The sequence below is a fragment of the Photobacterium toruni genome (assembly GCF_024529955.1).
Lineage (GTDB): Bacteria > Pseudomonadota > Gammaproteobacteria > Enterobacterales > Vibrionaceae > Photobacterium > Photobacterium toruni.
Genome location: NZ_AP024854.1, coordinates 989,134 through 1,003,928, shown reverse-complemented (window position 1 = coordinate 1,003,928; position 14,795 = coordinate 989,134). Strand labels below are relative to the sequence as shown.

Sequence of the window (14,795 nt, the reverse complement as noted above, 5' to 3'; positions counted from 1 at the left end):
ATTATTGTTGCTCCAACCAAGCCTGCAATGCTTGGGTTAAGTCGGCTGTAACCTGCTCTAGCGTTTGGCTTGCATCAATAATAATCACATTAGGTTGATTATTACATAATGCTAAAAAGCGCTCACGAGCACGTTCAAAGAAACTGATGTCCATTTGTTCAATACGATCAAGCTCACCACGGCCACGAGCACGCTGTAAGCCTAATACGGGATCAATATCCATATAAATAGTCAGATCAGGACGGAAATCACCTAAAACGGTATCACGCAGGTTTTCCATCAATGCTTGATCAAAACCACGACCACCACCTTGATAAGCCTGTGATGACATATCGTGACGATCTCCGACCACCCATCGCCCTTCTGTTAGCGCTGGTTTAATCACATTATCAACCAATTGAATACGCGCTGCATAAAGCAGTAATAACTCTGCCATATCGGTTAAAGGCTCATCAGGATGACCTTGTTTAACTAAAGCACGCATTTGTTCTGCCAACGGTGTACCACCAGGTTCACGCGTTGATTGTGGGTTTGTAATACCATGCTGCGCTAATGTTGCTATAACGTGTGCAATAGCTGTACTTTTACCAGCCCCTTCAAGGCCTTCGATGACAATAAATTTACCGATCATTTCTGTGTTCTTAATATTTTGAGGTAAGCACGAACCGCGCGGTTGTGCTCGACTAACGTAGTTGAAAATGTGTGACCGCCTTTACCATCTGCGACAAAATAATAATAATCACTATTGTCTGGATCAACGGCAGCCATGATAGACGCTTTATTTGGCATGGCTATCGGTGTTGGTGGTAAACCTCGCATGGTGTAGGTGTTATAAGCGGTAGGTGTACGTAAATCTTTTTTAGTAATATTGCCATCATACTTATCACCCATACCGTAAATAACCGTTGGATCAGTTTGTAATGGCATATTCTTTCGTAAACGATTCATAAAGACTGACGCAACTAAACCACGCTCACTAGCGACTGCGGTTTCTTTTTCTATAATTGATGCCATGATCAATACTTGATAAGGCGTTTTTAAAGGTAAATCTTTAGCACGTTGCTGCCATGCAAGATCTAACTCTTTCATCATCGCCGTATGAGCACGTTTTAAAATACTAATATCACTGGTACCCGCGGTAAAATGATACGTATTCGGTAGAAAATAACCTTCAATTTTATCATTCTCAATTCCAACAGCGGTACCAATTTGTGCTTGAGTCATGTCATCAGTGGTATGAGTCAAATGAGGATCCGCTTGTAGCAACTCGCGCCATTCACTAAAACGTTCACCATCCACCAGCGTGATCGAATATTGATACTCTTTACCTTCGGTGATCATCGCTAAGACTGAATACAATGTTTCTTGAGGCTCTAGCGCATACGTACCAGCTTTGATATTCGTCAATGTTGGCTCTAAATAGCCCACCCAACGCAGCCATGGCGATAATGTAATGATTTGTTGATGGCTCAATTGCGTTAATAATCCACGGAAAGATGTCCCTGTCTTTACGGTAATAAACGTTTGTTGTTCAATAAGTACTGGCTTATCAAGCGTTGATTTAACTTGAAAATATCCCCAACCCGCCGCACTTGCTACTAATAATAGCAATATAAAAATCACAATAATCAACTTCTTTAGCACGAATGTAACCTCTTCCATAGTGTTTTGAACATTGTAAGTTCATTATATTGTGTAGTTTGTATTTGATTTACAGGTACTAACGTCATCAATGCATTAGTAATAAATACTTCATCAGCAGTAAGCAACGCTGCAAGATTAAAATCTCCCACTTGATAGTCATAATTTAAGTCATTAAGTATATCAAGTACGTGTTGTCGCATAACGCCAGCAACTCCAGCCCGCAATAGCGCAGGAGTATATACAGTATTACCTTTGCGCCAAAATAGATTTGCAACAGTGGTTTCAATAACACGATCATCACAATCTAAAGCAATAGCATCTACCCAACCCGCTTTTTCAATTTCTTGCTTCAATAATACTTGTTCAAGGCGATTTAGATGCTTCATTCCAGCAAGCATTGGGCTATTACCCATTCGTAACTGGCATACACCTAATGTAATGCCTTGTTGTTGCCATTGCTGATAATGCTGCGGCCATTCAAAATGGGTAATAATGACTTGAGTATCATTACAGCCGCTAGGATTATACCCACGCCCACCACTGCCACGACTAATTAATATTTTAATTCCACCTTTGTGAGGATACTTCAAGGCCAGTGCAGCTACATCAGTATATACCTGCTGCCAATCAGGTGCAGTAATTGCTAACCGTTGCAAGCTCATCACTAAACGGGCTAAATGCAATGACCATAACTGAACAGATTGTCGCTCAACTAACATGGTTGTAAAGCAACCATCACCATACTGAGTTGCCCTATCTGTAATAGCAAGCAACTGTTGTTCATAGCCATTGACAGAGGCCATTGTGTCATCCTTTTTGACAGGTAAAAAAATAGCCTGATATCGAAATATCAGGCTACTTAATCATATCAGTTTATGGCTCTTATTGCTCAACACGCAAATAAGCGAATTAAATCTTCTTAAACAATAACGAACCGTTAGTGCCGCCAAAACCGAATGAGTTACATAATGCATATTCAAGGTTCGCTTGACGCGCTTCACCTGGAACATAATCAAGATCACAACCTTCACCTGGGTTATCCAAGTTAATTGTTGGTGGTACAACTTGATCAATCAAACTTAGGATAGTAATAATTGATTCAACAGAACCAGCTGCACCCAATAGGTGACCTGTCATTGACTTAGTAGAAGACACCATAACATTATCAGCTGCAGCACCTAGCGCGCGTTTAATGCCTAATGTTTCAGTTTTATCACCAGCAGGGGTTGATGTGCCGTGTGCGTTAATGTAGCCAATCTTATCAGCATTAATACCCGCATCGCGAATACATGCTTCCATCGCTAACGCACCACCAGAACCATCTGCGCTTGGTGAAGTCATGTGGTAAGCATCACCACTCATACCAAAGCCAACAAGCTCTGCATAAATTTTTGCACCGCGTGCTTTAGCATGTTCGTACTCTTCAAGTACAATCACACCTGCACCATCACCTAATACGAACCCATCGCGATCTTTGTCCCATGGACGAGAAGCCGCTTGAGGATCATCATTACGTGTTGATAATGCTTTTGCTGCAGCAAAGCCAGCCATGCCTAACTCTGTTGATGCTTTTTCTGCACCACCCGCTAGCATTGCGTCAGCATCACCGTATGCAATCATACGTGCAGCGTGGCCAATGTTATGAAGGCCCGTCGTACACGCTGTAGAGATAGCGATATTTGGACCACGTAGACCATACATGATAGACATGTGGCCAGCGATCATATTAACAATTGTTGATGGTACAAAGAACGGACTGATTTTACGTGGTCCTTTGTCGATCAATGTTTGATGGCCAGCTTCAATTAAGCCTAAACCACCAATACCAGAACCAATAGCAACACCGATACGGGGTGCATTTTCTTCAGTAACTTCAATACCAGAATCTTTGAATGCTTGTACGCCAGCTGCAACGCCGTACTGGATAAATAAATCCATTTTGCGCGCATCTTTCTTAGACATGTAATCTTCACAATTGAAGTCTTTGATCATTCCGGCAAATTGAGTAGCAAATGCGCTTGCATCAAAATGTTGAATGGTACTGATACCACTAGTGCCAGACTGTAAAGCTTTCCAAGAAGATTCAACAGAATTACCAACCGGGGTAAGCATACCCATGCCAGTTACAACTACACGACGCTTAGACACGATTAATTTCTCCGGGAATTGAGGATATAACAGGAAGTGAAAAAAAACAGGCGGTCATAATGACCGCCTGGAAATATTCATTTTTATATTACTGTGCGCTGTTTACGTAGTCGATTGCAGCTTGAACAGTAGTAATTTTTTCAGCTTCTTCGTCAGGGATTTCTGTATCGAATTCTTCTTCAAGAGCCATTACTAGTTCAACTGTATCTAGAGAATCAGCACCTAGATCGTCAACGAAAGATGCTTCGTTCTTAACTTCTGCTTCGTCTACGCCTAGTTGCTCAACGATGATTTTTCTTACGCGTTCTTCGATGTTGCTCATACTAATATATTTCCTTTAACAAGAATTCGCCAATGCGATTTGTTGTAGTTTATTCATTACAGCAAAAGTTGCAATACTCATAATGCTGGTCAAACCACGATTTAACCAGAAAAATAGCTCAATTTGACTTGAATCATGAAGTATTACAACAAATTTGCTTAAATCATATACATGCCGCCATTAACGTGCAATGTTTCGCCTGTTATATAAGCAGCTTCATCAGAGGCTAAAAAAGCAACAGCCGCTGCTATTTCACGCGGATCGCCTAAACGACCAGCAGGAACATTTGCTAACGTTGCAGCACGTTGATCATCATTTAACGCCTTTGTCATATCCGTTTCAATAAAACCGGGTGCAACAGCATTAACAGTGATTCCACGAGAAGCAACTTCGCGTGCCATCGATTTTGTAAAACCAAGCAAACCTGCTTTAGCAGCTGCATAGTTTGTCTGTCCAGCATTGCCCATTGTACCAACAACAGAACCAATGCTAATAATACGACCATGACGTTTCTTCATCATAGCACGCAACACAGCTTTAGACAGACGGAAAACCGACGTAAGGTTGGTATCCATGATATCTTGCCATTCGTCTTCTTTCATACGCATAAGTAGATTATCACGAGTAATACCAGCGTTATTAACAAGAATGTCAATATCGCCATATTGTTCTTTGATTTGTTTTAATGTTGCTTCAATTGACTCTGGTGAAGTTACGTTTAGTTCAAAACCTTTACCGTGATCGCCAAGATACGCACTAATGGCATCAGCACCGCTCTCAGATGTTGCCGTACCGATAACCGTTGCACCACGCTCAACTAAAATTTCAGCAATTGCACGACCAATACCGCGACTCGCACCTGTAACTAGTGCAATTTTACCTTCCAGACTCATTGTAAATCCTCTTTTAAGCTAAATTACTTCGCTAATGCAGCAGTAAATGATGCAACATCATTTACAGCTACGCCGCTAAGTGCACGATCAATACGCTTTGTAAGACCCGTTAATACTTTACCCGGACCCATTTCTACCAATTCTTCAACGCCTTCAGCTGCCATACGCTCAACAGACTCAGTCCAACGTACTGGATTATATAGCTGTTTAACAAGCGCCAGCTTAATAGCAACAGGATCAGTCTCAGTCGCAACATCTGCGTTATTGATTACAGGAATAGTAGGAGCACTGAATGCTAAACCTTCTAATGCAATCGCAAGTTTATCTGCTGCTGGTTTCATTAACGCACAGTGTGAAGGAACAGAAACAGGCAATGGTAATGCACGCTTAGCACCGGCTTCTTTACACAATACATTGGCACGTTCTACCGCCTCTTTGTTACCCGCAATAACCACTTGGCCAGGCGAATTAAAGTTAACCGGAGAACACACTTGATCTTCAGCAGCTTGTGCACATGCCGCTGCAATAGCGTCATTATCTAAACCGATAATTGCAGACATTGCACCTACACCTGCAGGTACGGCTTCTTGCATTAACTTACCGCGTAATTCAACTAACTTAACGGCAGCTTGGAAATCAATCACACCCGCACAAACAAGTGCAGAATACTCACCTAGGCTATGGCCAGCTAAAACAACAGGTTGTTCACCACCTTGCTGCTGCCATACACGCCAGATCGCCACAGATGCAGTTAATAATGCAGGTTGTGTACGTTGAGTTTGGTTTAAATCTTCCACTGGACCATTTTGTACCAATGCCCATAGATCATACCCTAAAGCATCAGAAGCTTCAGCAAACGTCTGCTTAACCACATCAAATTGCTCAGCTAAATCAGCAAGCATGCCAACAGTTTGAGAACCCTGTCCAGGGAAAACAATCGCGAACTTAGACATTTGAGAATCCTTATTCTTTATATACTGATCGTTCAGTAAATTAATAGGTCAATGAGACAGCGTTAACTATATTCAACCGTCTGTCTTATCGCAAAAATTCGTTTAACGCGTAAACTAAACCAACGTTTGATTTAGTTTAAAATTTCACCAGTGCAGAGCCCCATGTGAAACCACCACCAAACGCTTCTAATAATAACGTTTGACCACGTTGAATACGGCCATCACGTACAGCTTCATCTAATGCTGTCGGTACCGTTGCAGCAGAAGTATTACCATGGCGATCTAGTGTTACAACCACTTGATCCATCGACATTGATAATTTTTTCGCTGTAGCAGAAATAATACGCATATTTGCTTGATGTGGTACTAACCAATCAAGTTCAGATTTATCCATATTATTTGCAATCAAGGTATTTTTAACTAAGTTAGACAGTTGGGTTACTGCAACTTTAAATACTTCATTACCCGCCATATAAAGCCAAGTATTAGCATCAAAATCTTTATCGTGCTCAGGCACCGCAAGGCTTAATAACCCGCCAAAATGACCATCAGCGTATAAATGTGTTGAAATGATACCCTGCTCTTCACTTGCACCAAGAACAACCGCTCCTGCTGCATCACCAAATAAGATAATGGTTGAACGATCTTGTGGATCACAATGATGAGAAAGTGCATCAGATCCAATCACTAACACATTTTTTGCCATGCCGGTTTTGATATGCTGATCAGCAACGCTTAATGCATAAACAAAGCCTGTACATGCCGCAGATAAATCAAAAGCAGGACAGCCTTTAATATCTAACATACCTTGTACTTGGCAAGCAGCAGATGGAAATGAGTGGCTAGCACTAGAGGTTGCAACAATAATAAGATCGATATCTTCTTTATTAATACCAGCCATCTCAATGGCGTTTAAAGAAGCATGATAACCCATCACGGCAACTGTTTCGTCAGCTGATGCAATGCGACGCTCACGAATACCAGTACGAGCAACGATCCATTCATCGTTAGTCTCTATCATTTTTTCTAAATCCGCATTAGTGCGAACTTGTGTTGGCAAATAACTGCCAGTTCCTAAAATTTTGCTATACATGAAGACTAATAATGCCTCTCTAATAAGACCTCTTCCAGACGGTCACTGATTTTCATCGGTATTTGGCGTTTAATCTCATAAACCGCTTGGCTTATGGCATTCTCCAAAGCTGTGGTATCAGCACTTCCATGGCTTTTCACTACAATACCGCGTAATCCTAACAGACTTGCGCCATTATACTGGTCGGGGTTCAATTGTTGTAAACTATTAAACAGTTCACGAAATAACCATTTAGCAATTAATCGCTTAAATGGATTACGTCCAATATTACGTTTAATACAATCAATGAACAGGTTCGCAACCCCTTCACTGGTTTTTAAACTCACATTACCGACAAAGCCATCACACACAATCACATCCGCTTTGTCTGAATACAATTGATGACCTTCAATATAGCCAATGTAATTAATATCGGGAGATTGAGCTAACATTTCAGCACACCGTTTAACCAGATCATTACCTTTAATAGCTTCTTCGCCAATATTAAGTAATGCAACTCGTGGTGGTGTGCCTAATGTTTGCTCTGCAACGACCGATCCCATAACAGCGAATTGAAATAAGGTATCAGCATCACAAGAAACATTCGCTCCTAGATCTAATAACCAAGTATGGTTAGCATGACGATTAGGAATTTCTGAAATTAAAGCGGGACGTTCAACACCAGGAAGTTGTTTTAATACATAGCGAGATAAAGCCATTAATGCGCCAGTATTGCCAGCACTCACACAGGCATCTGCATCGCCTATAGCAACAGCTTCTAATGCCATGCGCATGGAAGATCCTTTGCTATGACGTAATGCTTGAGATGGTCGTGTTTCATTGGCTATAACGTTATCGCAATGTACGATAGACAATCGAGGATGATTGAGTTTATTAAGAAGAGTTAACTGGGTAGTGATAGCACTAATATCACCAAATAGAATGAGTTTGAGCTCAGGCGAATGCAACAGTGCCTGCACGGCGGCAGGCACTGTTACTTGAGGACCGAAATCCCCGCCCATTGCATCAAGTGCAACGGTAAGACCCATCAAGGTTCAACCTTACTTGTTGATAACCTTACGGCCACGGTAGAAACCGTCAGCTGTCACGTGGTGACGTAGGTGAGTTTCACCAGATGCTGAATCTACAGATACTGCTGCTGTAGTTAGTGCATCATGTGAACGACGCATACCACGTGCTGCACGTGATTTTTTGCTCTTTTGTACGGCCATTAACCCTACTCCTGTTAAATTTAACTTTTAAGATTTTTCAATACTGCAAACGGATTCGGACGCTCATCAGCAACGGGAATATCACCAAAAGACAAGTTACGAGTGCCGATATTACAATCGTCATCATCATGTCTTGCTACTTGTGGTAATTCTAACATCAATTCATCTTCGATGATTTCAATTAGATTAATATCGCCATTTTCATCGACAATTGTCGGCTCATAGGCTTCCGGTAACTTATCAATAGCCTCTTCATCACGAACCGGACTATAACAGAATTCAACACTAATTGTGTGTGGAAATTCTTCCTGACATCTCTGACAGGTCAACATCACATCTACACTTGCGTTTCCGCGCATGAAAGGAATACGACGTTGGTCAAGGTCGAAAGACAAGTTGACGTTTGCATCACTTATTACGCTCTGGGTTGAGCCAGCTAAACGAGACAGAAGATCAGCTTTGATGATGCCATCATAGTCGAGTCTTTTCTGTGCAGTGCGTACTGGATCTACCTTTATCGGCAATTTTACCTTTTGCATAGGGCGCGAATATTAGCCTTATAGTCTGGTTGAGTCAAAGGAAATGTGCCGGAATTAACAGCTTTTGAACAATTCTCGTGCTGCCATGAAAATTCGTTCAACATTCATTCCCCCTCCTCATTAAAAAGTTTTTATTTCTTCATCACTCAATCACTTGACGATTGCTGATAAAATGACGAAAGATCACTCAATCATTGTTTAAATGCTAGCCAATACTGGCTTTAGTGAAATTTAAATCAATAATTGCGTCTTATAATAGCATTGTGCTGTAACGATAACATCGTCTGTCTGCACTGAAATCAAAACAATCAATAAATAAAGCTCTCTGGCTTTGAATCACTACGATGAGTACACTCATGACATCACTTCATCTAGATAACTAAAATAGCCTATGAACCAGCCACTTGTTCTTGCATCTACTTCACCTTTTCGCAAAAGCTTGCTTGAAAAACTGCAACTTCCTTTTACGACTGCAAATCCAAATGTAAATGAAGCCATGCTAGACAATGAGTCAGCGACAGCTTTAGTGATGCGATTAGCACAAGCAAAAGCACTCGCTTGTGCAGAATCTCATCCTAATCACCTTATTATAGGTTCTGACCAAGTGTGTGTCATTGACGGGGAAATTTTAGGTAAACCTCATACTGAAGCGAACGCTTGTGCTCAGTTACGTGCCGCCAGTGGCAAAATCATCACCTTTTATACTGGCTTATGCTTATATAATTCGTGTACACAAACGACACAAGTTATTTGCGAACCGTTTCATGTCCACTTTAGAACACTAACCGATAGTGAAATTGCACATTATGTCACTCAAGAACAACCGCTTTATTGCGCAGGCAGCTTTAAAAGTGAAGGTTTGGGCATTGCATTATTTGATCGATTAGAAGGACGAGATCCTAATACACTGGTTGGATTACCACTTATTGCCTTACGAGAAATGCTTGCTAATGAGCATCTGACCGTTTTATAAGCCATTACCAGTATTATGCCAATCACAATAAGTTTCTATTCTGATTTAATGAGGGCAATAGCGACTCTCATACTTTTAAGAGATGGCCACTTAATGACTGCGTTTGGTATTTTAAAAATAAAAAATCATAAAAATAAAATAAAAAAAGGCGAGCACAATGCTCGCCTTCTTGTTGTTTAACCTCATTAAAATGTACGAAGCTTAGCTAAACAGCGTTCTAACACTGGCTCCATTGGCGCACTAATATCCATTAACTCATCAGTATGTGGATGGGTAAATTTAATATTCGCGGCATGCAAGAACAACCGCCCTAACCCTGTTTTTTTAGTATAAGCATCAAAACGTGGATCGCCATAACGATCATCCCAAGCAATAGGATGGCCTTCATATTGACAATGGACACGAATTTGGTGAGTACGTCCTGTCACTGGACTTGCTTGTACCAGTGTCGCCTGAGGAAAACGTTCTAATACTTTAAAACGAGTATCAGATGCTTTACCTTGTGGGTTAACACGTACAATACTGTTAACTTCATTTTTTAATAACGGTGCATTTACTCTCTTACAATTTGCCTTCCATTCCCCCATCACTAAGGCAAAATAATATTTTTGAACCGTTTTTTCTCTAAATTGCTCTTGTAGCTTACGTAACGCTGAACGTTTCTTCGCTACTAACAAAATGCCAGAAGTATCTCGGTCAATACGGTGTACTAACTCAAGGTATCGAGCATCAGGTCGTAATGCACGTAACGCCTCAATCGCACCAAACTTCAAACCACTACCGCCATGAACAGCTGTGCCTGATGGCTTATTCAAGATCAAAACATGATCATCTTCATAGATAATGCATGATTCAAGTTCAGCCACTTTATTTAATTTGGTACTAATCGGTGCTTGTTCGTCTTTTTCAGGAACAAAAACCGGTGGGACACGTACGAGATCACCATCCTGCAATTTATATTCAGGTTTAATACGTTTTTTGTTTACTCGCACCTCGCCTTTACGCAAAATACGGTAAATCATACTTTTTGGTACATTTTTAAGCCTAGCACGGAGAAAATTATCGATCCGTTGGCCAGCAAAATCATCGGTAATATCGATGAATTGCACTTTAGGTTTATCTTCTGTCATAAGTTTGATTGTACCATGCAAATAAAGCAGATTGCCGCAAAAAAGTGAGCCTGCTATGATTGCATTCTAGAATAAGTTTTTTTGCTTATTTTACTGACAAGGTGAGCATGCTCTCATCATTTCGGCTATTTTATATACAACTCAGGTAATAAACGCAGCACGTGGCGTAAGACGTTATGGTTACCGGAGTTTTTTTTAGCGCGTCAGATTACAGATTTTTTTGATGTAACAGATACAACCACACCTCGATGTGGTGATACCAGCTGTGTGTTTCAGATCTAACCATCTCTACACAGTTGGCTAATACGTGTGGCCATAGAGCACTCCTGCATTCCAACCGTGAGGTTGCACCCGTACATCCATACATGGAGTCAGGCACCATCAAAAAATTGATGTAATTAGCGGCGCTAATACAACAACAATAATGAGTACAATATAATGAAAAGAATGTTGATTAACGCAACTCAGAAGGAAGAGTTGCGCGTCGCATTAGTTGATGGCCAAAAGCTATTTGATCTTGATATCGAAAGCCCTGGTCACGAATCTAAAAAAGCAAATATCTACAAAGGCCGTATCACTCGTATCGAACCAAGCCTGGAAGCTGCGTTCGTTGATTACGGTGCAGAACGCCATGGCTTCCTCCCTTTAAAAGAAGTTGCTAAAGATTACTTCCCGTCAAATTATTCTTACCAAGGTCGTCCTAACATCAAGGAAGTCTTGAAAGAAGGTCAAGAAGTTATCGTCCAAGTTGATAAAGAAGAGCGTGGCAACAAAGGTGCCGCACTAACAACCTTTATTTCATTAGCTGGTAGTTACTTAGTGTTAATGCCTAATAACCCTCGTGCAGGCGGTATTTCTCGTCGTATCGAAGGTGAAGAGCGTACACAACTTAAAGCTGCATTAAGCACATTAGAACTGCCTCATGGTATGGGTCTAATTGTACGTACAGCCGGTGTGGGTAAATCAGGTGAAGAGCTTGAGTGGGATTTAAACGTTCTTCTTAATCACTGGAGTGCAGTGAAAGAAGCCGCTGAATCTCAAGCTGCTCCGTTCTTGATCCACCAAGAAAGTAATGTAATTGCACGTGCTATTCGTGATTATCTTCGTCGTGACATCGGCGAGATTCTTATTGATAGCCCACAAATTTTTGAACGTGCTCGCGATCATATTAAATTAATTCGCCCTGATTTCTTATCGCGTATTAAGCGTTATGAAGGTGAAGTACCACTATTTAGTCACTACCAAATTGAAAGTCAAATTGACTCTGCGTTCCAGCGCGAAGTTCGTTTACCTTCAGGTGGCTCAGTGGTTATCGATCCGACAGAAGCACTAACATCAATTGACATTAACTCCGCTCGTGCAACAAAGGGTGGTGATATTGAAGAAACGGCACTACAAACTAACCTAGAAGCTGCAGATGAAATTGCCCGTCAATTACGTCTTCGAGATCTTGGTGGTCTTGTCGTTATCGACTTCATTGATATGACACCTGTTCGTCACCAACGTGAAGTAGAAAACCGTTTACGTGAGGCTGTTCGTGTTGACCGCGCACGTGTACAAATTGGTCGTATCTCTCGCTTTGGTTTGCTTGAAATGTCTCGTCAACGTTTAAGCCCATCTTTAGCAGAAGCAAGCCACCATGTTTGTCCTCGCTGTACAGGTACGGGGGTTGTTCGTGATAATGAATCACTGTCTCTCTCTATCCTACGTTTAATTGAAGAAGAAGCACTAAAAGATAACAGTTCACAAGTCGTTGCGATTGTACCTGTACCTGTAGCTTCTTACTTACTAAACGAAAAACGTCCAGCAGTACAACACATTGAGAAATATCACAATGTGCGTGTAGTGATCGTACCAAACGCTAACATGGAAACGCCACACTTTGAAGTATTGCGTATTCGTGAAGGTGAAGAGCAAGATACGCTTTCATACCATCTACCTAATGCTATTGATGCATTAAGAGAAGCGGAAGCAACTGAAGCACCACAGCAAGAGCGCACAACAAGAAAACGTGAAGAACCTGTTCTACACGGCTTCGCTGCACCAAAGCAACCGGCTCCAGTAGTTGCTACACCAGAAGTACAATCAACACTTAACCCACAAACGATTATTGCTCAAGCACCAAGCATCTTTAGCCGTATCTTTGCTGCAATTTCTTCATTCTTTAACAACAGTACTGAACAGCAGACGCCCGTTAAACAAACCGTTGAACCTGCAGTAAAAGAACAAACAAATAACAATAATCACCGTAACAATAATAACCGTCGTCCTGATAATCGTCGTAATGATCGTCAAGGTCATCGTGATAACACTCGTCGTAATAACACTCAAGACAGTGCTCAAGACAACAACGCTGAACAAGATCGCAACAACGAGCAGCGTCAGCAACCTCGTCGTCGCAATGAGCGTACGGACAAAAACCGTCAACCTCAAGAGCGTCCAGCAAAACAGCCACGTCAACCTCGTACTGAAGAAGCGAAAGAGCAGCAACGCCAGTCTCGTAAAGAAGAGATTCAAGCGCAAAAGCAACAACGCCAACAATCAAACGAAGTGGTAAAGGCAAAAGTTAGCAATGCTGTTGTTGAAGAGCAAGTTGAAGCCGAAGACAAGAATGTTAAGGTGAAACAACGTCGTCAACGTCGCCAGCTACAGAAAAAAATTCGTTTCACTGGCAACGCAACACCCGTTGTTGAAGATCAACCAATTGTTGAAAAAAATGCTATTACAGCGATCACTAACCCATCACCATTAATGGAAATGGGCACCTCGATTGCAAAAGAAGCACAAACAACAACAGTTCAAGATCAACCTGTTATTGATAAACAATCAGAAACAAATGAGCAGGACAACAATCAACGTCGTAATCGTCGTTCACCACGCCACTTACGTGCTAGCGGTCAACGCCGTCGCCGTATTCGTGATCCTCGTGTTGAAAAGCAAGATTACGAGCAACATGAAGATCCTAGCTGTTATAACGTTGCAGATGCCGTTGAGTATGCCGTTGTTGAAGCAACAGATACAATTAGCGATATGGTAAATGTTGTTTCTATTGTTGAAAAACCACAGACATTGCGTCCAGCATCAGGTGTTGCGGCACCAGAAATGGCAATGGGCAAAGTATGGTCTCGTATTAAACCAACAATTGAAGCGCCTGTAGCAGAAGTTATTGCTGAGCAAACTCATCAACCAGCGATTGCGAAAGCATTGCCTGACGTTGAATCAAAACCAGCCTTAGGTGGTGTTGCGATGCCAGAGCTTGCAATGGGTAAAGCATTCCCATTACGTACAGCACCTGTTGTTGAAGCACCTGTTGTTGAAGCACCTGTTGTTGAAGCACCTGTTGTTGAAACGCCTGTTGTTGAAACACCTGTTGTTGAAGCACCTGTTGTTGAAACACCTGTTGTTGAAACGCCTGTTGTTGAAGCACCTGTTGTTGAAGCACCTGTTGTTGAAACGCCTGTGATTAAAACAGCATCAGCGCCAATGACAAAAATTGTCACTGAAACTGTAGCAGTTACAGCAACCTCTCCACGTGGTTTCCATGCGGTGGCAGCAATGACGAAGGCACCTGCACCAGCAGAAACGGCAGTAAAGGTTCATGTTGAAGCGGCACCATTACGTGAGCTTGCAACAACACGCTCTGCGGGTAGCCAAACAGCAACTAACTCTGCAGCAGCACCAATGACTAAGCCATCTTTTGACTAAGTTAGTGTAACCTGCCAATAAAAAGCCATGCATTTGCATGGCTTTTTTATTACCCTTCTTTTGAGTCAAAAATAGCCATATTTTTTAACAATCAATGGGTTTGACTTAATTAACATGGTAAAAAAGCATATCTTTACATCATTTAACGTCGTAAGTTGAAGCGGTGTAAATCTTTCGGTAACAT

14 protein-coding genes are annotated in these 14,795 nt (G+C 41.6%); 2 read left to right on the top strand and 12 right to left on the bottom strand.

Going from position 1 to position 14,795, the window contains the following annotated elements:
- Position 1: 1 nt before the first annotated feature.
- The 11 genes from tmk to yceD form a co-directional block, all read right to left on the bottom strand.
- Positions 2–631: a dTMP kinase gene (gene tmk / locus OC457_RS04945; protein WP_080173586.1), complete on the bottom strand. Its 630-nt coding sequence runs from the start codon at positions 629–631 to the stop codon at positions 2–4.
- Positions 628–1,644: an endolytic transglycosylase MltG gene (mltG, locus tag OC457_RS04940; RefSeq protein WP_080173696.1), complete on the bottom strand. Its 1,017-nt coding sequence runs from the start codon at positions 1,642–1,644 to the stop codon at positions 628–630. The genes tmk and mltG overlap by 4 nt, the downstream gene beginning before the upstream one ends.
- On the bottom strand, positions 1,638–2,447 hold the full coding sequence (gene pabC, locus OC457_RS04935; protein WP_080173585.1) for an aminodeoxychorismate lyase: 810 nt from the start codon (positions 2,445–2,447) through the stop codon (positions 1,638–1,640). Before pabC ends, mltG begins: the two co-directional genes overlap by 7 nt.
- Positions 2,448–2,553: 106 nt before the next feature.
- Positions 2,554–3,792 carry a beta-ketoacyl-ACP synthase II gene (gene fabF, locus OC457_RS04930; RefSeq protein WP_080173583.1) on the bottom strand — a complete coding sequence of 413 codons (1,239 nt, stop codon included), beginning with the start codon at positions 3,790–3,792 and terminating at the stop codon, positions 2,554–2,556.
- Positions 3,793–3,880: 88 nt separating this feature from the next.
- Positions 3,881–4,114: an acyl carrier protein gene (acpP, locus tag OC457_RS04925; RefSeq protein ID WP_027697107.1), complete on the bottom strand. Its 234-nt coding sequence runs from the start codon at positions 4,112–4,114 to the stop codon at positions 3,881–3,883.
- Positions 4,115–4,272: 158 nt separating this feature from the next.
- Positions 4,273–5,007, bottom strand: coding sequence for a 3-oxoacyl-ACP reductase FabG (gene fabG / locus OC457_RS04920; RefSeq protein ID WP_080173582.1), 735 nt, complete (start codon positions 5,005–5,007; stop codon positions 4,273–4,275).
- 23 nt (positions 5,008–5,030) lie between these two features.
- Positions 5,031–5,960: an ACP S-malonyltransferase gene (fabD, locus tag OC457_RS04915; RefSeq protein WP_080173581.1), complete on the bottom strand. Its 930-nt coding sequence runs from the start codon at positions 5,958–5,960 to the stop codon at positions 5,031–5,033.
- A gap of 136 nt (positions 5,961–6,096) precedes the next feature.
- Positions 6,097–7,053, bottom strand: a complete 957-nt coding sequence (locus OC457_RS04910) for a beta-ketoacyl-ACP synthase III (RefSeq protein WP_080173579.1) — start codon at positions 7,051–7,053, stop codon at positions 6,097–6,099.
- Between the two features lie 5 nt (positions 7,054–7,058).
- On the bottom strand, positions 7,059–8,084 hold the full coding sequence (plsX, locus tag OC457_RS04905; protein WP_162494723.1) for a phosphate acyltransferase PlsX: 1,026 nt from the start codon (positions 8,082–8,084) through the stop codon (positions 7,059–7,061).
- A 9-nt stretch (positions 8,085–8,093) separates the two neighbouring features.
- Positions 8,094–8,264: a 50S ribosomal protein L32 gene (gene rpmF, locus OC457_RS04900; protein ID WP_006231206.1), complete on the bottom strand. Its 171-nt coding sequence runs from the start codon at positions 8,262–8,264 to the stop codon at positions 8,094–8,096.
- A gap of 20 nt (positions 8,265–8,284) precedes the next feature.
- Complete coding sequence (gene yceD / locus OC457_RS04895) at positions 8,285–8,803, bottom strand: 23S rRNA accumulation protein YceD (protein WP_080173576.1); 519 nt, start codon at positions 8,801–8,803, stop codon at positions 8,285–8,287.
- Positions 8,804–9,194: 391 nt separating this feature from the next.
- Between yceD and OC457_RS04890 the strand changes: the two genes are divergently transcribed.
- The gene (locus tag OC457_RS04890) at positions 9,195–9,776 is read left to right on the top strand and encodes a Maf family protein (RefSeq protein WP_080173574.1); all 582 of its coding nucleotides are present in this window, start codon (positions 9,195–9,197) and stop codon (positions 9,774–9,776) included.
- 185 nt (positions 9,777–9,961) lie between these two features.
- Here the strand turns inward: OC457_RS04890 and rluC are convergent, their stop codons facing one another.
- Positions 9,962–10,906 carry a 23S rRNA pseudouridine(955/2504/2580) synthase RluC gene (gene rluC / locus OC457_RS04885; RefSeq protein ID WP_080173573.1) on the bottom strand — a complete coding sequence of 315 codons (945 nt, stop codon included), beginning with the start codon at positions 10,904–10,906 and terminating at the stop codon, positions 9,962–9,964.
- Positions 10,907–11,344: 438 nt separating this feature from the next.
- On the opposite strand from rluC, the gene rne reads away from it, so the two are divergent.
- A complete protein-coding gene (gene rne / locus OC457_RS04880; RefSeq protein WP_080173571.1) occupies positions 11,345–14,611 on the top strand; it encodes a ribonuclease E in 3,267 nt (1,088 codons plus the stop codon).
- The last annotated feature ends 184 nt before the right edge of the window (positions 14,612–14,795 follow it).